23 protein-coding genes are annotated in these 21,904 nt (G+C 64.3%); 6 read left to right on the plus strand and 17 right to left on the minus strand.

Annotated elements, in window-relative coordinates:
• Positions 1-4: 4 nt before the first annotated feature.
• Entirely contained in the window at positions 5-1,129 is a 1,125-nt protein-coding gene (gene ald / locus PQU96_RS14035; protein WP_272773026.1) for an alanine dehydrogenase, read from the minus strand.
• Between the two features lie 211 nt (positions 1,130-1,340).
• On the opposite strand from ald, the gene PQU96_RS14040 reads away from it, so the two are divergent.
• Entirely contained in the window at positions 1,341-1,886 is a 546-nt protein-coding gene (locus PQU96_RS14040) for a cupin domain-containing protein (protein WP_272773027.1), read from the plus strand.
• Positions 1,887-1,934: 48 nt separating this feature from the next.
• The gene (locus PQU96_RS14045; protein ID WP_272773028.1) at positions 1,935-3,422 is read left to right on the plus strand and encodes an aldehyde dehydrogenase; all 1,488 of its coding nucleotides are present in this window, start codon (positions 1,935-1,937) and stop codon (positions 3,420-3,422) included.
• Positions 3,423-3,581: 159 nt separating this feature from the next.
• Here PQU96_RS14045 and PQU96_RS14050 read toward each other — a convergent pair whose 3' ends face one another.
• The 3 genes from PQU96_RS14050 to PQU96_RS14060 form a co-directional block, all read right to left on the minus strand.
• Entirely contained in the window at positions 3,582-4,394 is an 813-nt protein-coding gene (locus tag PQU96_RS14050; RefSeq protein ID WP_272773029.1) for a crotonase/enoyl-CoA hydratase family protein, read from the minus strand.
• Positions 4,395-4,404: 10 nt separating this feature from the next.
• Complete coding sequence (locus PQU96_RS14055; protein WP_272773030.1) at positions 4,405-4,902, minus strand: DUF4442 domain-containing protein; 498 nt, start codon at positions 4,900-4,902, stop codon at positions 4,405-4,407.
• 63 nt (positions 4,903-4,965) lie between these two features.
• A complete protein-coding gene (locus tag PQU96_RS14060; protein WP_272773031.1) occupies positions 4,966-5,544 on the minus strand; it encodes a TetR/AcrR family transcriptional regulator in 579 nt (192 codons plus the stop codon).
• Positions 5,545-5,666: 122 nt separating this feature from the next.
• Between PQU96_RS14060 and dapF the strand changes: the two genes are divergently transcribed.
• Genes dapF through PQU96_RS14075 form a run of 3 tightly spaced genes read left to right on the plus strand, consistent with a single transcriptional unit; the run spans position 5,667 to position 7,716 of the window.
• On the plus strand, positions 5,667-6,497 hold the full coding sequence (gene dapF, locus PQU96_RS14065; RefSeq protein WP_272773032.1) for a diaminopimelate epimerase: 831 nt from the start codon (positions 5,667-5,669) through the stop codon (positions 6,495-6,497).
• Positions 6,498-6,517: 20 nt separating this feature from the next.
• Positions 6,518-7,156, plus strand: a complete 639-nt coding sequence (locus PQU96_RS14070; RefSeq protein WP_272773033.1) for a DUF484 family protein — start codon at positions 6,518-6,520, stop codon at positions 7,154-7,156.
• The gene (locus tag PQU96_RS14075) at positions 7,153-7,716 is read left to right on the plus strand and encodes a hypothetical protein (RefSeq protein WP_272773034.1); all 564 of its coding nucleotides are present in this window, start codon (positions 7,153-7,155) and stop codon (positions 7,714-7,716) included. Before PQU96_RS14070 ends, PQU96_RS14075 begins: the two co-directional genes overlap by 4 nt.
• Before the next feature lie 50 nt (positions 7,717-7,766).
• Here the strand turns inward: PQU96_RS14075 and PQU96_RS14080 are convergent, their stop codons facing one another.
• From PQU96_RS14080 to PQU96_RS14135, 12 genes are all read right to left on the minus strand, one after another.
• Positions 7,767-8,228: an OsmC family protein gene (locus tag PQU96_RS14080; protein WP_272773035.1), complete on the minus strand. Its 462-nt coding sequence runs from the start codon at positions 8,226-8,228 to the stop codon at positions 7,767-7,769.
• 11 nt (positions 8,229-8,239) lie between these two features.
• On the minus strand, positions 8,240-9,259 hold the full coding sequence (gene aroF / locus PQU96_RS14085; RefSeq protein WP_272773036.1) for a 3-deoxy-7-phosphoheptulonate synthase: 1,020 nt from the start codon (positions 9,257-9,259) through the stop codon (positions 8,240-8,242).
• A 49-nt stretch (positions 9,260-9,308) separates the two neighbouring features.
• Positions 9,309-9,896 (minus strand): LOG family protein, encoded by a 588-nt coding sequence (locus tag PQU96_RS14090; RefSeq protein WP_272773037.1) that lies wholly within the window; start codon positions 9,894-9,896, stop codon positions 9,309-9,311.
• 46 nt (positions 9,897-9,942) lie between these two features.
• Positions 9,943-11,016, minus strand: coding sequence for a prephenate dehydratase (gene pheA / locus PQU96_RS14095; RefSeq protein ID WP_272773038.1), 1,074 nt, complete (start codon positions 11,014-11,016; stop codon positions 9,943-9,945).
• A gap of 3 nt (positions 11,017-11,019) precedes the next feature.
• Entirely contained in the window at positions 11,020-11,610 is a 591-nt protein-coding gene (locus PQU96_RS14100) for an O-methyltransferase (protein ID WP_272773039.1), read from the minus strand.
• Positions 11,611-11,730: 120 nt separating this feature from the next.
• Positions 11,731-12,957, minus strand: coding sequence for an MFS transporter (locus PQU96_RS14105; protein ID WP_272773040.1), 1,227 nt, complete (start codon positions 12,955-12,957; stop codon positions 11,731-11,733).
• Between the two features lie 141 nt (positions 12,958-13,098).
• On the minus strand, positions 13,099-14,184 hold the full coding sequence (gene serC / locus PQU96_RS14110; protein ID WP_272773041.1) for a 3-phosphoserine/phosphohydroxythreonine transaminase: 1,086 nt from the start codon (positions 14,182-14,184) through the stop codon (positions 13,099-13,101).
• A 25-nt stretch (positions 14,185-14,209) separates the two neighbouring features.
• A complete protein-coding gene (locus PQU96_RS14115) occupies positions 14,210-14,656 on the minus strand; it encodes a PaaI family thioesterase (protein WP_272773042.1) in 447 nt (148 codons plus the stop codon).
• A complete protein-coding gene (locus PQU96_RS14120) occupies positions 14,653-15,123 on the minus strand; it encodes a PaaI family thioesterase (RefSeq protein ID WP_272773043.1) in 471 nt (156 codons plus the stop codon). Before PQU96_RS14120 ends, PQU96_RS14115 begins: the two co-directional genes overlap by 4 nt.
• Complete coding sequence (gene gyrA, locus PQU96_RS14125; RefSeq protein ID WP_272773044.1) at positions 15,120-17,780, minus strand: DNA gyrase subunit A; 2,661 nt, start codon at positions 17,778-17,780, stop codon at positions 15,120-15,122. Before gyrA ends, PQU96_RS14120 begins: the two co-directional genes overlap by 4 nt.
• Before the next feature lie 117 nt (positions 17,781-17,897).
• Entirely contained in the window at positions 17,898-18,641 is a 744-nt protein-coding gene (locus tag PQU96_RS14130; RefSeq protein ID WP_272773045.1) for an amino acid ABC transporter permease, read from the minus strand.
• 67 nt (positions 18,642-18,708) lie between these two features.
• Positions 18,709-19,524 (minus strand): basic amino acid ABC transporter substrate-binding protein, encoded by an 816-nt coding sequence (locus tag PQU96_RS14135; protein ID WP_272773046.1) that lies wholly within the window; start codon positions 19,522-19,524, stop codon positions 18,709-18,711.
• Positions 19,525-19,666: 142 nt separating this feature from the next.
• Here PQU96_RS14135 and PQU96_RS14140 point away from each other — a divergent pair, with 142 nt between their 5' ends.
• Positions 19,667-20,434: a hypothetical protein gene (locus PQU96_RS14140; RefSeq protein ID WP_272773047.1), complete on the plus strand. Its 768-nt coding sequence runs from the start codon at positions 19,667-19,669 to the stop codon at positions 20,432-20,434.
• Between the two features lie 95 nt (positions 20,435-20,529).
• On the opposite strand, the gene PQU96_RS14145 is transcribed toward PQU96_RS14140, so the two are convergent.
• Complete coding sequence (locus tag PQU96_RS14145; protein ID WP_272773048.1) at positions 20,530-21,888, minus strand: aspartate aminotransferase family protein; 1,359 nt, start codon at positions 21,886-21,888, stop codon at positions 20,530-20,532.
• Positions 21,889-21,904 lie beyond the last annotated feature (16 nt).

Raw genomic sequence — 21,904 nt, forward strand, 5'->3', positions numbered from 1 at the left:
GGTTTTACTGCGCCGTCTTCAGCACGGTCAGCGGATCGACGTAGTCGTAACCGAGATCGCGCGCCACCGCCGCATGAGTCACTTTGCCACAACAGATGTTCAGACCATGACGCAGGTGCGCATTGTCCTGCAGGGCCTGCGGCCAACCTTTGTCCGCCAGCTCCAGCGCATACGGCAGCGTGGCATTGGTCAGCGCCATGGTGGCGGTTCTGGCGACACCACCGGGCATGTTGGCAACGCAGTAGTGCACGATGCCGTCAACGATATAGGTCGGGTGCTGATGCGTGGTCGGCCGGCTGGTCTCAAAGCAGCCGCCCTGGTCGATGGCGACATCCACCAGTACCGCCCCGGTGCGCAGCTGTTTCAGCATCGCGCGGTTGAGCAGTTTCGGCGCCGCCGCACCCGGCACCAGCACCGCGCCGATGATCAGGTCCGCGTCCCGCACCGCTTCTTCTATATTGCTGCTGTTGGACATCAGCGTCTTGATGCCGCTGCCGAACAGCATGTCGATCTCTTTCAGTCGCGCCAGCGACTTGTCCAGCAGGGTCACATCGGCGCCCAGCCCCAGCGCCATCCGCGCCGCATTGAGGCCGACCACCCCGCCGCCCAGCACCACTACCCGCGCCGGCGCCACACCCGGCACGCCGCCGAGCAGCACGCCGCGGCCACCCTGCGCCTTTTCCAGCGCGTGGGCACCAGCCTGTACCGCCATGCGGCCGGCCACTTCCGACATCGGCGCCAGCAGCGGCAGGCCGCCGCGCTCGTCGGTCACCGTCTCGTAGGCGATGGCCACGGCACCGGATTCCAGCAACAACTGCGTCTGTTCAGGATCCGGCGCCAGATGCAGATAGGTGAACAGCAGCTGTCCCGGTCGCAGCATGCGGCACTCGGCCGGCTGCGGCTCCTTGACCTTGATGATCATCTCAGCCCGGGCAAAGATTTCTTCCGGCCGCGACACGATGGTGGCGCCGGCCTGCAGGTACTGTTCGTCGGTAAAGCCGATGCCGAGCCCGGCCTGACTTTGCACCAGCACCTGGTGGCCGTGCGCCACCAGTTCACGCGCACCGGACGGCGTCAGGCCGACACGGTACTCATGATTTTTGATCTCCTTCGGAACGCCGATTAACATAGCACTCTCCTTTGGGTGATGTCGTGAAGCTCTGAGCCACAGTTGTTTAAAAAAATATACAACAAACTTGCATTCACACACTGATTTTGACTATAAAATGCACGGGTTGCAAAGAAATTTCGTTATTGCGGCGCAACAGACGGGCTCAAAGTGGTCAAAATCCTCATCGTTGTACGTCTAAAATTATTAACATACAGATTGGACAGGAAGCATGGATGTTGGAGCACGATTAAGGATGGTTCGCGAACGCATGGGTCTTTCGCAGCGTGAACTGGCCAAGAGAGCGGGCGTTACCAACGGTACGATCTCGCTGATCGAGCAGAACCGCGTCAGCCCGTCGATCAGTTCGCTGCGAAAAGTGCTGGAGGGTCTGCCAATGACCCTATCCGACTTTTTCACCTTCGATGCAGACCCGCAAGCACCACGCGTGTTCTACAGCAAGGACGAACTGCCCAACCTCGGCAACGACCAGATCCAGCTGTTGCTGGTCGGCACCTCGCACGAGCGGCGCGACATCGCCATCCTGCGCGAAGTGTACGAACCGTTTGCCGACACCGGACCGGACATGCTGACCCATGACGGCCAGGAGGGTGGCGTGATCATTCGCGGCCAGATCGAGATCACCGTCAATAACGAAGCCCGCATCCTCGGCCCCGGCGACGCTTATTACTTCGACAGTCGCCAGCCGCACCGCTTCCGCAACGTCAGCGACGAGTGCTGCGAGATCGTCAGCGCCAGCTCTCCGCCGACGTTCTGAACCGCCTCCTGCTACGGGGCGGACCCGACACAACAAAGGAGAAACACCATGGCTCGCACCCATGCAGAATGGCAGGCATTTGCCAGCACGCTCACCATCGAAGGCCGCGCCTTCATCGACGGCCAGTATGTTGCAGCAGCAGACGGGCGCACCTTCGACTGCATCAACCCGGCCAACGGCCAGCACCTGGCCAGCATCAGCTGGGCCGGCGCGCCGGAAGTGGAACAGGCGGTCAAGGCCGCGCGTCGCGCCTTCGACAGCGGCAAATGGTCGGGCCTCGCGCCGCTGGCCCGCGGCCGCATCCTGAAGCGTTTCGCCGCGCTGATCCGCGAGCATGGTGACGAGCTGGCACTGCTGGAAACCCTGGACGCCGGCAAACCGATCGGCGACACCACCAGTGTAGACGTGCCCGGTGCCGCCTACTGCGTGGAGTGGTTCGCCGAGGCCATCGACAAGATCGGCGGCGAAGTCGCCCCGGTGGACCCGAAAATCGTCGGCCTGGTTACCCGCGAAGCCATCGGCGTGGTCGCCGCCGTGGTGCCGTGGAACTTCCCCATCCTGATGGCGAGCTGGAAATTCGGCCCGGCGCTGGCCGCGGGCAACGCCGTGATCGTCAAGCCGTCGGAAAAATCGCCACTGACCGCCATCCGCCTCGCGGCACTGGCCAAGGAAGCCGGCATGCCGGACGGCGTGTTCCAGGTGCTGCCGGGTGCCGGTGACGTCGGCAAGGCACTGGCGGAACACATGGACATCGACTGCATCGCCTTTACCGGCTCCACCGGTGTCGGCAAGCTGATCGCCACGGCTGCCGCGCAATCCAACCTCAAGCGCGCCTGGCTGGAGCTGGGCGGCAAGTCGCCCAACATCGTGCTGCCGGACTGCCCGGATCTGGCCAAGGCCGCACGCGCCGCCGCCGGCGCCATCTTCTACAACATGGGCGAGATGTGCACCGCCGGCTCGCGCCTGCTGGTTCATCAAGACATCAAGGACGCCTTCATCACCGAATTCAAGAAGGCGGCCGCGCACTACCAGCCGGCCGACCCGCTGGACCCTGCCACCAGCATGGGCGCCATCGTCGACCGCGTGCAGTACGACAAGGTGCTGTCCTACATCGACAAGGGCCGGAGCGAAGGCGCGGAACTGGTGTGTGGCGGCAAGGCCGCGCATGCCGATACCGGCCTGTTCATCGAGCCGACCGCGTTTGTGTGCCCGCGCCCGGACATGACCATCTGCCGTGAGGAAATCTTCGGGCCGGTGCTGTCCATCATCACCTTCAAGGATGTGGACGAGGCGATTAGCATCGCCAACGACAGCGAGTACGGCCTCGCCGCCGCGGTGTGGACCAGCGACCTGAGTACCGCGCACAAGGTATCGCGCCGCCTGCGCGCCGGCACGGTGTGGGTCAACTGCTACGACGAAGGCGGCGACATGAACTTCCCGTTCGGCGGCTTCAAGCAGTCCGGCAACGGCCGCGACAAGTCGCTGCACGCGCTGGAGAAGTACACCGAGCTGAAATCGACGCTGATCAAGCTGTAACAGCGGCGCGACGCCGGCAACAACAACGGGCCTTCACGGCCCGTTTTTCATTGGCCGGCCGCCGGCCATAGCCGACAGCCACCCCAAAAGCATTGCGGCCAACCTTGCTGCAAGGTTGGCCGCAAGCCGTGACTGGCACCCGCGCGGCGCCGTGTGCAACTAGTCGCGGAACATCGGCCGCTCGCCGCTGACCGCCGCCATCACCGCCACCTGGATGTCTTCCGACATCAGCATCGCCGCGTTCCAGGTCGCCACGTAATTCAGCCCCTCGGCCACGCTGTGGTCGCGGCTATAGTTGAGGATTTCCTTGGTACCCTGCACCGCCAGCGGCGATTTGGCCGCGATCTGCAACGCCATCGCCTCCGCTGCCTGCAACAGCGCCTCGCGATCTGGCAGCACGCGATTGACCAGCTGCATCGCCTTCGCCTCGCCCGCCGGCACGTCGCGCGCGGTCAGCGCCAGCTCGCGGGCATTGCCCTCGCCCACCACCCGCGCCAGGCGCTGCAGGCTGCCGACATCGGCAACCATGCCGACATCGACCTCGCGCACACTGAACACGGCACCCTCGGCGGCCAGACGAATGTCGGCGGCCAGCACGATATCCAGCGCACCACCGACACAGGCGCCGTGAATGGCGGCGATCACCGGCTTGCGACACAACTCCAGGCTGCTGACATTGGCTTGCAGGCCGACAATCAGCCGCCGCAGCTTGTCGCGCTTGCGCGCCTCGCAGCGGTCCTCGATGGCGCGCTGCATATTCATCAGCATCGCGAGATCAATGCCGGCACAGAAATGCTTGCCGTTGCCGGACAGCACCACGGCGCGCACCTGCGGCTCGGCGTCGCACCACTCCATCGCCTGCTGCAGCTCCTGCCACATCGCCTCGTTCAGCGAGTTGGCCTTGTCCGGACGGTTCAGCGCCACGTGGGCGACCTGTTGCCGCACCTCGACGGTGATCGTGTCATAGCTCATCGTGTCGCCCTCAATTGCGTTTCTTGGGCACCCACGCCCACACCATTTCGCAGCGGATCGGGGATTCGCCGGATTCGTCGGTCACCACCACCGCCACCAGCACGTCACCCTTGTCTTCCGTCGCCATGCGGCCAACCTGCGCGCGGTCCAGCGTCGCGACCGCCTTCATGTCGCCCTGCGCCCGCTTCAGGTACTCGACCTTCATCGATTTGAGCAGCATCAGCTTGTCGTCCGGCACGTTCATGCCGACCACGAAGCCGGTCGCCGTTTCCGCCAGCAGCGCCATCGCCACCGCGTGCAGGCCCTTGATGTGATTCTGCACCTTCTTGCGGTTGCGAATGCTGACCACCATGCGCTCGCGGCTGACCTCGTCGAAACGCAGGCCGGCGGTCCCGAGAAACGGGACGAAGTTGCCGAACAGTTTGGTGATCGCCCAGGAGCGCAGCCCGCCCGGCAGTGCCGCGGTCTTGTCCACCATGCGGCACATGCTGTTTTTTTGTTGTTCCATCAAACCCTCTTCTCGTGTTGTCGTGTTGCTATCTAGTTGTTATCTGGCTTGTTATTTGAATGGTTACTGGCAGCCCAGCAGCTGCCGTATCTGCAGCTTGACCGATTGCAGCGCCTGCTGGTCGAAACGCGCCAGCTGCAGCGCGCCCTGCATCGCGGCAAACACCACGTCGCCCATGCCCTCGGCGGAGCCGGGATAGTGCATCACGCCGGCGTCGCGGCCACGACGCACGATGTCCTCCGCCCAGCCGCGCATCAGCGCGACAAAGGCCTGCGTCTGCCGCTGCATGTCCTCGGGCAGGGTCTGCAGCTCGGCCGACAGGATGCCGCTCGGGCAGATCTGCTGCTGCCCGAAGTAGCGGTCGGCCAGCTCGAAATACTGTTCCAGCTGCTCGCCCGGCGACAGTTCGGCCTGCGCCTGGGTGAAACGCTCGAAACGGCGGCAGTAGCGCTCGATCAGCGCCACGCCCAGATCGCTCTTTTTCGGGAAGTGGTAGTGGATGGCGGCATTGCGCACCCCCAGCTCGGCACTGATGTGCTGGTAACTGAAGGCATTGAACCCGCGCGAGAGCATCAGCGCTTCCGCCAGGTCGAGGATTTTTTTGCGCGTATCGGTAATACGGGCGTCGGTTTCAGGCTTCATTCCGCGACTCTACTTACTGGTCAGTAAGGTGTCAATGCGCGCCATGTCGTGCTGCTGTTTGCCGCCAAATTATTCGGTTATGATGGCCTTTTACTTTGCCGTACCTCACACGCGTACCTCCCATGAAACTCAAGTTCAGCAAAATGCACGGCCTCGGCAACGACTTTGTGGTGGTGGATGGCATCCGCCAGACGGTAGGCCTGACGCCGGAGCGCCTGCGCCAGCTTGGTGACCGCCACCTGGGCATCGGCTTCGACCAGTTGCTGCTGGTGGAGGCTCCGCACGACGGTGCAAACGACTTCCGCTACCGCATCTTCAACAACGACGGCAGCGAAGTGGAACAGTGCGGTAATGGCGCCCGCTGTTTCGTGAAGTTCGTCACAGAGCAAAAGCTGACCAACAAGCGTGCCATCCGCGTCGAAACCGCCAAGGGCGTGATCGTGCCGGAGTACCACAGCAACGGTCTGATCACGGTGGACATGGGCGTGCCGCGGCTGAAGTCGCTGGAGATACCGTTCATCGCCGACGGCGACGCCATCACCCATCCGCTGACCGTCGGCGACGACTCGATCGACGTCACCGTGGTATCGATGGGGAACCCGCACGCGGTTTGCGTCGTCAATAACGTGGACAGCGCACCGGTGGCCCAGCAAGGCCCGCTGGTGGAGTCGCACCCGCGCTTCCCGGAGAAGGTCAACGCCGGCTTCATGCAGATCGTGAACCGCGGCGAGATCCGCCTGCGCGTCTACGAGCGCGGTGCCGGCGAAACCCTGGCCTGCGGCACCGGTGCCTGTGCCGCGGTGGTGGCCGGCATCCAGCGCGGCCAGCTCGACAGCCGCGTGCTGGTGCATACCCGTGGCGGCGACCTGAATATCGAGTGGGGCGGCCCCGGCCATCCTGTGAAGATGACCGGCCCGGCGGTGACCGTTTTTACCGGTGAAATCGAAATCTGACCTGACAGCGGAGTCGCAGCGTGCAAAACGACGATGTTCTTGCCTTTCTTGATGCCCATCCTGACTTCCTCAACCAGCACGCGCCGCGTTTCGGCCTGAAAAGCAGCCATGACCGCGTGGTGGTATCCTTCGCCGAGCGCCAGCTGCTGGAAATGAAAGACCAGAACCGCCAGCTGGAAGCGCGGCTGGTGCAGCTGGTGCGGCACGGCGAGCAGAACGACCTGATCCTGTCGCGCTGCCACCAGCTGAGCCTGGCGTTGATGCAGGCCGACACCCTGCAACAGGCCGCCGACGCCATCGTGCGCACCTTCGACAAGCAGTTCGGCCTGCAACGCGTGGCACTGCGGCTGTGGCACGATGCGGCCAACCCCAGCCCGTTCTACAACGCCAAGCAGGACATCCGCCTGCTGGCCGGCAACCTGTGCGCCCCGTACTGTGGCCCTTACGTCAACGACGAGATCCTGAGCTGGTTCCCGGCCCAGCCGGTACTGCAATCCTTCGCTACCATCGCGCTGCGCCAGCAAGGCGAGGCCTTCGGCCTGCTGGTACTGGGCAGCGAGGACAGCCAGCGCTTCTCGCAGGACATGCAGACCCACTATCTGGCGCAGATGGGCGAGCTGATCTCCGTGGCGCTGCAACGGGTGCTGGCCGCGGCATGACCCCCTCCCTTCCCAGCCTGATCCTGCTGTCGCCACTGCTGCTGTACCTGCTGCACGCGCTGTGGCGACTGATCGCCAGCGACAGCGTGACCGCCGTACTGGCCGTAGTGTCAGCCTATGTCGTCAGCGCCACCTTCTTCCGCCTCTACCTGCCGTCGCTGGCCCTGGTGCCGGTGTGGCTGCCGCTGCTCTATGCCTACCTGTGGCTGGGACTGGCCGGCGCCCTGGCGCTGCTCGGCTGCGGCGAATTCCGCCGCTCCGGCGTGCTGCTGCGCGGGCTGTCGCTGAACATGGGCAGCTACTTCCTCAGCCAGGCCTGCCTGCTGGCCGGCATGCTGCTGCTCAACCCGCTGCTGGCAGGACGACCGTTACAGGCACTGGCCACGCTGCCGCCGTTTGTCGCGCTCACCGGCTACGCGCTGTACCGCACCGTGCTCGCCATCAGCCGCCCGCAACAGCGCACGCCATGGTGGGGCATCCTGTTCGCGCTGCTGGTGCCGCCGCTGCTGTTGGGCTGGATCGCCGAGATCCTGGTACCGCTGTTCCTGCGCTACCTGTAAATGCAAAAAACCGGATGGTCGCCCCATCCGGTTTTTTGTTGGCAGCCAGCTCAGACGGCGGGCGACTTCAACACCGTACCATCCTGATCCAGCACCGTCAGCGCAATGGCGATACCCTGGCCGATGCTCTGCGACACGGTGCAGAAATCCTCGAAGCTCGACAGCAGCCGCTCCAGATTGGGCGACCCCTGCACCGGCTTGCCACACTGCAGCGTGACATCGATGCGCGTCACCCGCAGCCGCTTGCGCTCGTTGCGGCTGATGGTGGCCACCGCCTCGCACGACAGCGGCGCGACATCGAGGTGGTACTTGCGCGACGAGAACAACAGGCTGGCGCACAGACAGTTGGCCGCCGCGGCCACCAGCAGCTGCGATGGCGACGGCCCGCTATTGTCGCCCAGTGGCGCCGGCTCGTCGGTCAGCAAGCGGTAGTCCCCGCCCTCGAAACGGTTATCGAAACGGTAGTTGTCGACCTGGGTCAGTCTTACGATTTCCTGCTCTTGCTCGCTCATCACGCTCCCCTTTATGCCAGGCTACGGCCCATGACCTGGGCCAGCGGGCGCAGCTGCGCCATCAGATTGCCAAATGCCGCGCCATCCAGCGCCTGGTCACCGTCACACCACGCCTGCGCCGGATCGGGATGCACCTCCAGCATCAGTCCGTCGGCGCCCGCAGCCAGTGCCGCGCACGACAGTGCCGGCACCAGCCACGCCTTGCCGCCGGCATGGCTGGGGTCGACGATCACCGGCAGGTGCGTCTCGCGCTTCAGCAACGGAATCGCCGTCACATCCAGCGTGTTGCGCGCGGCCGGATCGAAGCTGCGCACGCCGCGCTCGCAGAAAATGATGTTGTGGTTGCCGCCGATGGCAATATACTCGGCGGCCATCAGCCACTCGCTGACCGTCGCGGACAGGCCGCGCTTGAGGATCACCGGCTTGTTGATGCGGCCAACCTCTTTCAGCAGGTCGGTGTTCTGCATATTGCGCGCACCGATCTCGATCACGTCGATGTCGTACTCGAGGAAGGTATCCAGCAGGCGGATGTCCATCAGTTCCGACACCACCGGCAGCCCCTGCTGCCGCGCCGCCTCCTGCAGATGGTCCAGCCCGGCCACGCCCAGACCCTGGAAGCTGTACGGGCTGGTACGCGGCTTGAAGGCGCCGCCGCGCAGCAGGCGGGCACCGCCCTCGCGCACCAGCCTGGCGGCCTGCTGCATCTGCGGCGCGGTTTCCACCGCGCACGGCCCGGCAATCACCTGCACCGCGCCGCCGCCGATGGCCTGCCCGCGCACGTGCACCACCGTATTGTCCGGCTGCACCTCACGCGACACGATGCGGTAGTCCTTCAGCACCCGCAGCGCGCGCTCCACCCCGGGCATCATCTCGAACATGCTCGGCTGCAGCGAGCGCTCGTCGCCAACGGCGCCGATGATGGTGCGCTCGGTGCCGCGCGAGACGTGCTCGCTCAGGCCCGCCGCGCGGATCTTGCCGATCACGTCATCAATGCTTTGCGCACTGGCGGCTGGCGACATCACGATAATCATGAAAACCGTCCCCGTATAAACAGAAAAGCCGGCGAGGCCGGCGACAAGCTCAGATGCGGTCGTGCGACAACCACTTGTTGACCGGTGCCGGCCGGTAAGCGTTCATCTTGGCCAGCAGCTCGTCGATGGTCTCCGCCACCACGAACAGCTGCAGATTGCCTTCCGCGACAAAGCCCTCGGCCACGCTGTGGCGGATCATTGCCAGCAGCGGATCGAAGAAGCCGTCGACATTCAGCAGCCCGATCGGCTTGCTGTGTACCGACAGCTGACCCCAGGTCAGCATCTCGAACAGTTCGTCGTAGGTGCCGAAGCCGCCGGGCAAGGCGACAAAGCCGCCGGACAGGTCTTCCATCAGCGCCTTGCGCTCGTGCATGGTTTGCGTGACATGCAACTCGGTCAGGCCCTGATGCGCCAGTTCCTTCTCGCGCAGAAAGCCCGGAATCACGCCGATCACGCGACCACCGGCGGCCAGCGCCGCGTCCGCGGCCGCTCCCATCAGGCCGACGTTACCGCCGCCGTACACCAGCGCGATGTCGCGCTGTGCCAGCGTCCGGCCCAGCTCGACCGCCGCCTGCTCGTAAGCGACGCGCGAACCCTTGTTGGAACCACAAAAAAGACAAACAGACTGGATAGTCATACGTTTAATCCATCAACGGCCGGCGCGATGCCGGCCTGGCAATATGTCAGAGAACGGCTTGCGGATAGGCGCCAAGCACCTTCACGAAGGAGGTGCGCTCCATCAGCCCCTGCAGCGCCTTGGCGACATTCGGGTCATCGTGGTGACCTTCGACATCGATGAAGAACACGTAGTCCCACAGCCCGGCGCGCGATGGCCGCGACTCGAACTTGGTCATTGACACGCCGTTGTCGGCAATCGGCGCCAGCAGGTAGTGCACCGCGCCCGGACGGTTCGGCGCCGACACGATCAGCGAGGTCTTGTCCTGGCCGGTCTGGCCGACATCCTGATGCCCCAGCACCAGGAAGCGAGTGGTGTTGTTCGGCTCGTCCTCGATGTTTTCCGCCAGCTTCAGCAGATTGAAGCGCTCCGCCGCCGCCTGACCGGCGATCGCTGCGCAGCTGCCATCCTCTGCGGCCAACCTTGCCGCCTCGGCATTGCTGGCCACCGACACCCGCTCGACATCGGCCGGCAGGTTCTTGTTCAGCCATTCGTGACACTGCGCCAGCGCCTGGGCGTGGGCGTAGACGCGGCGGATACCGTCGATGCCTGCGCTATTGCGCAGCAGGTGGTGGTGGATGCGCAGCACCACTTCGCCGCACACTTTCAGCGGCGTACTGACCATCAGGTCCAGCGTGCGGCCAACCGCGCCCTCGGTGGAGTTTTCCACCGGTGCCACCACGTAATCCAGCGCCCGCGCTTCCACCAGCCGGAAAGCTTCGTCGATGGAGGAACAGGCGACGGTGCGTGCGGCATGGCCGAAGTGCTTCAGCGTCGCCAGCTGACTGAAGGTGCCCTCCGGGCCGAGGTAGGCAATGGACAGCGGCTTTTCCAGCGCCAGGCATTCCGACATGATCTCGCGGAACAGCCGTGCCACGGATTCGCCGGGCAGTGGCCCGGGGTTCTGCTCCTTGATGCGGCGCAGCACCTGCGCCTCGCGCTCCGGTCGGTAGATGATGCCGCCACCCTTGATCTCGCCGATTTCACGGGCGTGCTGGGCGCGCTGGTTGAGAAGATGGAGAATCTCGATGTCGATGCGGTCGATGGCATCGCGGTGTTGCTTGAGCTGTTGTTCCGACACGATTTACAAGTCTTTCAGTATGACAAACTGGCCTTTTCCGATGGGGTAAGTTTCCGCGAGATAGCCACGCGTAGCAAGCACTGCTTGTACAAAAGGCGCACATTCTTCGACATGGGACAAGGCGTTGTCCATCACCAGCAAGGCACCGGGCGCCAGGATGCGCGTGATCTCCGGCCAGTAACCGGGATAACGCTGCCGGTCGGCGTCGAGAAACAACAGATCGACCGATTCGTCGGCGGTATTGGCCAGCACCGCGAACGCGTCGTCGGTGTGCAGCGTCACCACCGGCTCCAGCGCGAACGCCTGCAGGTTGGCGTGCGCCAGTGCGACCTTGTGCGCAGAATGGTCGACCGACACCACCTGCCCCTTGTGCACCTGCGCCGCCAGCGCCAGCCACAGCGTGGAATAGCCGCTGGAAGTGCCGATTTCGAGCGTGATGCGTGCCCGGCGGGTGCGTGACAACTGGTACAGGAAACGCCCGGTCTGCGGCGTAATGGTCAGCCGCTTCTCGGCACGGGCGGCCGCATGGCGGTCGTGTGCCTCGTTGTCTTCCCACAATTGCTGCAGCCGCGCGAGCCGCTCCCCAGTCAACATGTCATCCCCTTCAGAAACAGGCGGCAATCAGGTTTGCCGCATCGACCACGAAATCCGGGCGCAGATACGCCCACACACCCGCCGCCAGCACCAGTACGCCGCACGCCGCCGCCAGCCAGTTCATGACTGAGTCGCTACCGCAGGCACCGCCGGCACCGGCTGCTCGCGCACCGGCAGGTTGGCCGCAGTGGCCAGCAACCCCAGTAACACCGTCAGCCACCACACCACGTCATAGCTGCCGGTACGATCGTACAGCAGCCCGCCCAGCCACACCCCGAGGAAGCTGCCGACCTGGTGCGAGAAGAAGACCGCACCCGACAGCATGCCCAGATGGCGCACGCCGAACAGGCTGACCAGCACGCCATTGGTCAGAGGCACCGTCGACAGCCACAGGAAGCCCATCGCCGCGGCAAACAGCGCCACCGACCACGGCGTCAGCGGCACCAGGATGAAGGCGGTGACCACGATGCTGCGCAGCAAGTAGATCCCTGCCAGCAGCATCGGCTTGGGCCGGCTGCTGCCAAGGTGGCCGGCGACGTAGGTGCCGCCGATGTTGAACAGGCCGATCAACGCCAGTGCCAGACTGGCCACCTCGCCGGACAGGCCGTGATCGCGCAGATAGGCCGGCAGGTGCACGCCGACGAACACCACCTGGAAGCCGCAGACAAAATAGCCTGCCATCAGCAGGCGGAAGGAGCGCTGTTGCCAGGCCATGGCAAAGGTATCGCTCATTCCGCGCAGCATGCTGCCCTGCAGGACCGGCAGCGCCGGCGCCCGGCGGTAGGCTTTTTCCAGCGGCGCCGCCAGCGGCAACAGCAAGGCGGCGGTCGCCGCCAGCACGAACAGGGCCGGCACCCAGCCCAGGCCGTCGATCAGGCCGCGCTCGACCGGCACCATGATGAACTGGCCGAAGGAGCCGGCCGCCGCCGTCAGCCCCATCGCGCGGGAACGAAACTCCGGCGCCACCGCGCGCACGATCACCGAGAACACCACGCTGTAAGTGGTGCACGACAGCGCGAGGCCGATCAGCACGCCGGCGGAGCCGGAAAGCAGCACGCCACTGCTGGACATCGTCATCAGCGCCAGCCCGGCGGCGTACAACACGCCACCGGTCAGCAGCACGCGCCCGGGGCCGTGCCGGTCTGCCAGCGCGCCGGCAAACGGCTGCGCCAGCCCCCAGACCAGGTTCTGCAAACCCAGCGCGAAGGCAAAGGTTTCACGCGTCCAGCCGAAGGACTGCGTCATCGGCGGCAGGAAAAAACCGAAACCGTGGCGGATACCCATGCTGAGGGTGACCACGGTGCCGGCGGTAAGCAACAGGAACATCAGGGGACGGTTGGCTGTCATGGGAGACTCCGGAACAAGAACGACATGATGCGTGCTTAGGGCGACCGAGGCCAGTCATCGCGGCAAAAACACTGATCCGGATCGCGAACAATGAAAAAACCCGTCCGGGGACGGGTTTTGCGTTGCGGCCAACCTTGTCGCTCAGCCGTGCTGGCGGGCGAAGTCTTCCATGAAGTGCACCAGTGCCTTCACACCTTCGATCGGCATCGCGTTGTAGATCGAGGCACGCATGCCGCCGACCGAGCGATGGCCCTTGAGCTGCATCAGGCCATTCTTTTTCGCCTCGGACAGGAACACGTCTTCCAGCGCCTCGTCCTTCAGGCGGAACACCACGTTCATCTTCGAGCGGTACGGCGCCTGCACATGGCTGTAGTAGAAACCGTTGCTGCTGTCGATCATGTGGTAGAGCAGGCCAGCTTTTTCGTCGTTGCGCGCCTGCATGCCCTTGATGCCGCCCTGCGTCTTCAGCCACTTGAACACCAGGCCGGCGATGTAGATCGGATAGGTGGCCGGGGTGTTATACATGGAGTCGGCGTCGGCGTGCACGCGGTAGTCGAGCATGGTCGGCGTCTGCGCCTGGGCGTGGCCCAGCAGGTCTTCGCGCACGATGACCACGGTCAGGCCGGACGGGCCGATGTTCTTCTGCGCACCGGCGTAGATCAGACCGAACTTGGACACGTCCACTTCACGCGACAGGAAGTCGGACGACATGTCGCACACCAGCGGGGTGTTGCCGACGTCCGGCACGAACGGGCACTGCAGGCCGCCGATGGTCTCGTTGGAGGTGTAGTGGAAGTAGGCGGCATCCGGCGTGCGCTGCCAGCTGGCCACGTCCGGCACCACCGCGTAGTTGCTGTCGGCGCTACTGGCCACCACGTTGACGTTGGTGTAGCGGCGCGCTTCCTTGACCGCCAGCTTCGACCAGTGGCCGGTATCCAGCACGTCGATATGGCCGTCCACCGGCGCCAGGTTCAGCGGCACCATGGAGAACTGCTGCGAGGCGCCGCCCTGCAGGAACAAGACCTTGTAACCGGCCGGAATCGCCATCAGTGCGCGCAGATCCTGCTCGGCATCGTGGATGATTTCCATGAACTCCTTGCCGCGATGGCTCATTTCCATCACGCACATGCCGGAGCCGTGCCAGTCCAGCATTTCCGCCTGGGCGGTCGCCAGCACTTCGTGCGGCAATACGGCAGGACCGGCTGAGAAGTTGTACACCTTGGCCATGACTATCCTCTATTTCTCGTCAAAATCAGGAAGGGGTGCTGAGCAGAAAGTGCGCGCGGGCGACAGCGACCGGCTTGCGACGATCTTCCTGCCAGGCCTCGATCAGCACGTGCGCCACGCGCTTGCCCTGCTTGGTGATTTCGCACTGCGCATACAGCGTGGTGGCCTTGCCGGAGCGCAGGTAGTCCAGCGAGAAGTCCACGATCTTGGGCGCTTCCCGCGACTCGCGGTTCCACATCAGGTGCAGCAGGGCTGCATTTTCCAGAAAGCCGCCGATCAGGCCGCCATGCAGCGCCGGCAGCGTGGTATTGCCGACATTGCGCTCGGCGAACGGCAGCCAGAACAGCAGCTCGCCGTTCTCGTCCTCGCCGCACTCCACGCCCATCAGGCGGGCGTACGGCACCGCGGCGATGATGTCGGCGAAGCGCTTCTCGTCGCGCAGCGCGAGGAAGGTTTCCATGAACTGGCTCATGCCGCGCCCTCCGCCAGCATCGGTTTCGGATTGGAGTCGCGCATGAAGGTGGCGACGCCGTGGGCGATCGGGTCGTCCGGGCTGTCGTGGTAGCACACGGCGCGGGTGAACGCGATCTGGCTGGCCAGCCGGTAGCACTCGGCGGTGCAGTAGATCGCCTTGCCCGGCGTGGCCGCCTTCAGGTAGTCGATGCGCAGGTCCAGCGTGGCGATGGTTTCCAGTTCGTCCATGTGCGCAGTCACCGCGATGGCGCTGCAGGTGTCGACGATGGAGGTGATCACCCCGCCGTGCAGCACGCCGCTGGCCGGATTGCCGACCAGATCGTCGCGCCACGCCACCTTCAGCGTCGGCTTGCGGCCAACGTTGCCGAGGTACTGCATGCCCAGCGTCACGCAGTGCGGGAAGGACACGAACAAGGCGCCCGCCGTCGCCAGCAGCTTTTCGTTGGCCGGTGCCTGCTCCGTCATTCTGCCGCGCCCTCGCCCGCCTCAGGGTTGGCCGCAAGCGCGTCGCCCTCTTCTGCGGCGTCGTCTTCGCTCTCGGCCACCTTCACCAGGCAGATCAGCTTCTCGCCGTCGTCCAGGTTGATCAGGCGCACGCCCTGCGCCGCACGGCCGGTCTCGCGCACCTGGTCGACCTTGGTGCGGATCAGCACGCCGCCGGTGGTGATCAGCATCACGTCGTCGCTGTCTTCCACCAGGCTGGCGGTCACCAGCGCAAGGCCGGTCTTGTCGGTCAGGTCCATGGCGATCACGCCCTGGGTGCCGCGGCTGGTGTGGCGGAACTCGCCAACACGGGTACGCTTGCCGTAGCCGCCATCGCTGGCGGTCAACACCTGCTGCTCATCGCTATTGGCCACCAGCAGCGAAATCACCTGCTGGCCTTCGCCCAGCGCCATGCCGCGCACGCCGGTGGCGTTACGACCCATGGCACGCACATCGCTTTCGTCGAAACGCACTGCCTTGCCGGCATTGGAGAACAGCATGATCTGGTCGCTGCCGCTGGTCAGCGCCACGCCGACCAGCTTGTCGCCCTCGTCCAGCTTGACGGCGATGATGCCGGCACTACGCGGCCGCGAGAATGCCTCCAGCGGCGTCTTCTTCACGGTACCGTTGGCGGTACACATGAACACGAACGGGCCCTTGACCTTGTCGCTGACTTCGATATCGTCATCCAGCTCGGCACCGCCATTGCCGGTAAACGCCTTCACCGGCAGCATGGCGTTGATCTTCTCGCCTTCCGCCAGCGGCAGCACGTTGACGATCGGCTTGCCGCGGCTGGTACGACCGCCCTGCGGCATGTCGTAGACCTTGATCCAGTAGCAACGTCCGAACGAGGAATAGCACAGCACGTAGTCGTGGGTATTGGCCACGAACAGGGTGTTGATGAAGTCGTCGTCCTTGGTCGCCGCCGCCTGCTTGCCGCGGCCGCCACGGCGCTGCGACTGGTAGTCGTCGACCGGCTGCGCCTTCAGGTAGCCGGTATGCGACAGGGTCACCACCATCTCCTGCGGCGTGATCAGGTCTTCGATGTTGATGTCGCCACCGAACGGTTCGATCTCGGAACGGCGCTTGTCGCCGTACTGCAGCTTCACCGCGGTCAGCTCGTCGTGGATGATCTGGTTGATGCGTTCCGGACGCGCCAGGATGTCGATCAGGTCCAGGATGGTATCCATGATCTCGCGGTATTCGCCGACGATCTTGTCCTGTTCCAGCCCGGTCAGGCGCTGCAGGCGCAGGTCCAGGATCGCCTGGGCCTGCACTTCGGACAGGCGGTAGCCGTCGCCGTGCAGGCCGTACTCGGCGGCCAGGCCGTCCGGACGGGCGTAGCTCTGGTCGACGCGGGACAGCATGCCCTCGACCAGCTCCGAACGCCAGGCGCGACCCATCAGCGCGGCCTTGGCCTGCGGCGGGGCTTCGGACGCCTTGATCAGCGCGATGATCTCGTCGACGTTGGACAGTGCCACCGCCAGACCTTCGAGGATATGGCCGCGCTCGCGGGCCTTGCGCAGCTCGAAAATGGTACGGCGTGTCACCACCTCGCGGCGGTGGCGCAGGAATTCGTCGATGATCTGCTTCAGGTTCAGCAGGCGGGGCTGGCCGTCGACCAGCGCCACCATGTTGATGCCGAAGCTGTCCTGCAGCTGGGTCAGCTTGTACAGGTGGTTGAGTACCACTTCCGGCATTTCGCCGCGCTTGAGCTCGATCACCACGCGCATGCCGGACTTGTCCGACTCGTCGCGCAGGTCGGAGATGCCCTCGATCTGCTTCTCGCGTACCAGCTCGCTGATGCGTTCCAGGAGGCGTGACTTGTTCACCTGGTACGGGATCTCGTCGACGATGATGGCCTGGCGGTCACCCTTGCCGATGTCCTCGAAGTGCACGCGGGCGCGCATGATGGCGCGGCCGCGACCGGTGCGGTACGCCTCCTTGATGCCGGCGGTACCGTAGATGATGCCGGCGGTCGGGAAGTCCGGTGCCGGGATGATGTCGATCAGCTCGTCTATGGTCAGCTCGCTGTTGGCCAGGAGCGCGAGGCAAGCGTCGACCACTTCGGTCAGGTTGTGCGGCGGAATATTGGTGGCCATGCCCACCGCGATACCGGAGCTGCCGTTAATCAGCAGGTTCGGAATGCGCGTCGGCATGATCAGCGGCTCCTGCTCGGAGCCATCGTAGTTGGGGCCGAAGTCGACGGTTTCCTTGTCGAGGTCGGCCAGCAGTTCGTGCGCGATGCGCGCCATGCGGATTTCGGTGTAACGCATCGCAGCGGCGTTGTCGCCGTCGATGGAACCGAAGTTACCCTGACCGTCCACCAGCGGGTAGCGCAGCGAGAAATCCTGCGCCAGACGCACGATGGTGTCGTACACCGCGGTATCGCCGTGCGGGTGGTACTTACCGATCACGTCGCCGACGATACGCGCCGACTTCTTGTAGGCACGGTTCCAGTCGTTGGACAGCTCATGCATGGCGTACAGCACCCGGCGATGCACGGGCTTGAGGCCATCTCGGACATCAGGAAGGGCGCGGCCGACGATCACGCTCATCGCGTAATCGAGATAGGAACGGCGCATCTCCTCTTCCAGGCTAATCGGGAGTGTTTCCTTGGCAAAAAGCTGGTCGGTCATGGAAATCCGTAGTCATGGCAAAATATTCGATATTCTAACATGAAATGACACCAAGACGCCCGCCAGACAAGCAAAAAGGCCGCTGTCGCGGCCTTTTTACCAAGCAGCAGGGAACGCTCAGCGGGCGCCGATCTGCAGCTTTTTCTCCAGACGGGAAATCCCCCACGCCATCAACATGGTCAATGCCAGATAGATGAAGGAAATGGTCAGGTACGGCTCCCAGTAGCGCGAGTACACGCCGGCCACGGTCCGCGCGGCGAAGGCCAGTTCGGCCAGACCGATCGCGGACACCAGCGAGCTGTCTTTCAGCAGCATGATCGCCTCGTTGCCCAGCGGCGGCAGCATGCGGCGGAACGCCTGTGGCACGATCACGAACTTCATGGTCTGGCCGTAGGAGAGACCCAGCGAACGCGCGGCTTCCATCTGCCCCTTGTCGATGGACTGGATACCGGCACGGAAGATCTCGGTGATATAGGCACCGGCGTTAAGCGTCAACGCCAGCAGGCCGGAAATAAAGGCGCCGTAATTCTGGCGGATGTCACGGGCGATATCGCCGTTGATCACCAGGCCATCCGTCGGATGGATCAGCAAGGGCATCAGCGCGAAGTGCACCAGCAGGATTTGCACGAACAAGGGCGTGCCGCGGAAAAAAGTCACGTAGGCACCGGCCGGCAGACGCACCAGATAGCGCACCAGATAGCGGCTCAGGCCGTGCGGCGCATCCGCCAGCCGCGCCATGCCCATGAACAGGCCGATCAGGGTGCCGAACACCACGGCCACCAGTGTAATGATGATCGTCATTTGCACGCCTTCCACGAACAGTGGCGCGTAGTCGGCGATCATTTCCCAGCGAAAATCCATATTGCTTCCCCCTGCAAAAAAACCGGGCCGGCTCAAGGCGGGCCCGGTTCTTCATGCAGCTAATTGATTACTTGGTGCCAAAATACTTATTGAAGATCTGGTCGTAGGTGCCGTCGGCCTTGATCGCCTTGATGCCGGCGTTGACCTTGTCCAGCAGCTCCTTATTGCCCTTCTTCACCGCAAAGCCATAGTACTCCGGCGCGAAGCTCTGCAGGTCTTCCACCGTGGTCATGCCGTGCTGCGGGTTGTTCTTCACGTAGTTGATCACCACGCCGTTGTCACCCACCGCCGCGTCAACACCACCGCCTTCCAGCTCTTTGAGCGCCAGCGGCATGCTCTCGAAACGCTTGATGTTGGAGCTGGTCTTGCCCAACAGCTTCTGCACCACTTCGTCGCCGGTAGTGCCGGTCTGTACCGCCACCTTCTTGCTCTTCAGATCCTGGAAGGTCTTCACGCCGGTCACGCCCTTGCCGACCGCGATCAGCTGGCGCGCCTCAAAGTATGGCTCGGAGAAGTCCATGCTCTGCTTGCGCTCGTCGGTGATGGTAATGGCCGAAGACAGAATGTCGCGGTCGCCCTGCGCCAGGGTGGCGAACATGCCTTCCCACGGCGTATTGACGAACTTGACCTTGAAACCACCCTTGTCCGCTACCGCGCTCAGCACCTCGATGTCGAAGCCGACGATCTGGCTCTGGTCGTTCTGGAACTCGAAGGGTGCATAGCTGGCATCGGTACCCACCACGTACTCGGTCCCCTGCGTCACCGCCGGCGCCGCGTCGCTGGCGGCCGATGCTGCCGGCTCTTCCGCCTTCTTGCCGCAACCGGCAACGGCAACCACCGACAACAACATCCCCGCAAGCAACGTTCTTCTCGTGTTCTTCATACTTGTCATCTCCCTCGATTCACGTATTGACCGTTCGTCCCCGAATCGGCGCGCGTGCTAATATAACAAGCCCGTTACGGTGCCACAACGCACCGCACCCGGATATTTGCACCTTGATTATTTAGCCAACGACATATCCGCCATGCCATTGTCCCGTTTTTGCGCCGCAGCACTTGGCGCCATCATCCTGAGCTGCGCCAGCAACAGCTTTGCCACCGGCGAAGACGCCCCGCTGCCGGGCGACTTCCAGCCGCCACGCCAGAGCAAAACCATCAGCAAACCTGCCCCCGGCAACGGTGGCAGCAATAAAGCAAACGACGTACCTGCACGCAATATTCAGCCTGCAACAGCGAACAAACCCCAGGAAAAAACCAGCAGCCCGGCAGAACCGCCCCGCCAAGCCAAGGCCGAAGCACGCCGCAGCCAGCGCAGCGACAGCCGGCCAGCCACCCGCAAATCGTCACGCCAGCTGAAGCAGGCGGCCACGACGCAACGCACCGCCAAGGCACGCAACGCACTGCGCGGCGGCAAACAGAGCGTGCGCAGCAACAAAACGGTGCGTACCAACAAAAAAGCCGCAGTGCGCCAGCGCGCGGTGGGCAAGCGCACCAAGACCGGCAAGGTGATCGCCAGCCGCAAGGCCGGCACCGGCCAGCGCAGCCTCGCCGCCCGCAAGCGCCAGAAAGCGACCGCGAACACTACCAAACAACGTAGTGTCGTTGCCAAACGTAGCGCCCGCGTCAAGGCCAAGGCCGGCCGCACCGCGACCAAGGCCAGCCTCAAGCAGCGCAAGGTGAGCAAAACCGCGCTAAAGGCCGGCAGCAAGCGCGGCAGCGTCACCCAGGCCAAGCGCCAGAAGACCGGTGCCAAGGTGCGTCGTCACAAACAGCCAGCCCGTCAGGCGCACTAAGCCATCCGGCCATAGCCGGCAGACGGCCCGCCAACAGGCGGGCCGTTTTCATTTCGCGCCATCCGCACCAACCGACCCCGGCGCGTGCCGCGCGCTCAACACACCTGCCGCACGAAGTCGGCGAACGCCGCCACCAGCCTGTCCACATCGGCCTCGGTGGTATCCGGGCACACCAGGATCATGTTGTGGAAGGGCGTGATCAGCAGGCCGCGGTTGAGCAGGAACAGGTGCACGATGTGCTCCAGCTCGCTGTCCAGAATCTTGTCGGCCTCGCTGCCATTGACAGGAGGCGTGGCGGTGAACTGGAACTCGGTGCGTGCGCCGATCCGGGTCACGCACCATGGCAGCTGCTGCTGTTCGATGACACGACGCAGCCCTGCGGCCAACCTTTCCGCCAGACCGAACATGTACTGGTAGGCACTGTCAGTCATCACTTCGGCCAGATTGGCACGCATCGCCGCCATCGCCAGCAGGTTGGCGGTGAGCGTGGTGCCGATGCCGCTATGCCCCGGGGGTGCCCGGCGTTTGGCATCCTCGGCACGGCAGGCCACCTCGGCGCTGAAACCGTACACCGCACACGGCACGCCGCCGGCCACCGGCTTGCCAACCACGAACAGATCCGGCTGCAAACCATGGGCGCGGGTGTAACCGCCGGGGCCGCTGCTGATGGTGTGCGTTTCGTCGATCAGCAGCAGCGTGCCGTAGCGCTTGCACAATTCTTGCGCTGCCGGCCAGAAGCCCGGTTGCGGCAGCACCATGCCGATATTGGTCATCGCCGGCTCGGCCAGCAGGCAGGCCACCTCGCCGTCCTGCAGCGCCGCTTCCAGCGCGGCCAGATCGTTGAATTCCACGCTGCGGGTGTGCCGGGTGATGTCGTACACCTGCCCCAGCAGGCTGTCGCGGGTTTGCGGCTGGCCATCCACCAGATCGACAAACACGTCGTCCACCGTACCGTGGTAGCAGCCGTTGAAGATCAGCACCTGGCTGCGATGGGTGATCGCCCGCGCCCAGCGGATGGCAAAGCGGTTGGCGTCAGACGCCGACAGCGCGAACTGCCAGTACGGCAGACCGAAGCGGCGCGCCAGCTCCTGCGCCACCCACACGCCGTCCTCGCTTGGCAGCATGGCGGTGTAGCCGCGCTGCGCCTGACGGGCGATGGCCTCGGCCACCGGCTTGGGGCTGTGGCCGAACATGGCGCCGGTGTCGCCGAGGCAGAAGTCCACGTAGTCGTGGCCGTCCACGTCGGTGAAGCGCGCGCCCTGCGCCGCCGCCACGTACAGCGAGAACGGCGTCGACCAGTCGTTCATCCAGTGCAGCGGCACGCCAAACAGCAGGTGGCCGGCGGCCTTGGCCGACAGCTCGCGCGAGCGCGGCATGCGCTTGATGAAGGCGTCGCGCTCGGCCTGATACAGCGCCTGCGCCTTGTCCCAGTTGATGCCGTGGCGGATGGTCATGGGTATCTCCTTGATG

This window comes from Vogesella margarita (assembly GCF_028548475.1).
In the GTDB taxonomy this organism is placed as follows: domain Bacteria; phylum Pseudomonadota; class Gammaproteobacteria; order Burkholderiales; family Chromobacteriaceae; genus Vogesella; species Vogesella margarita.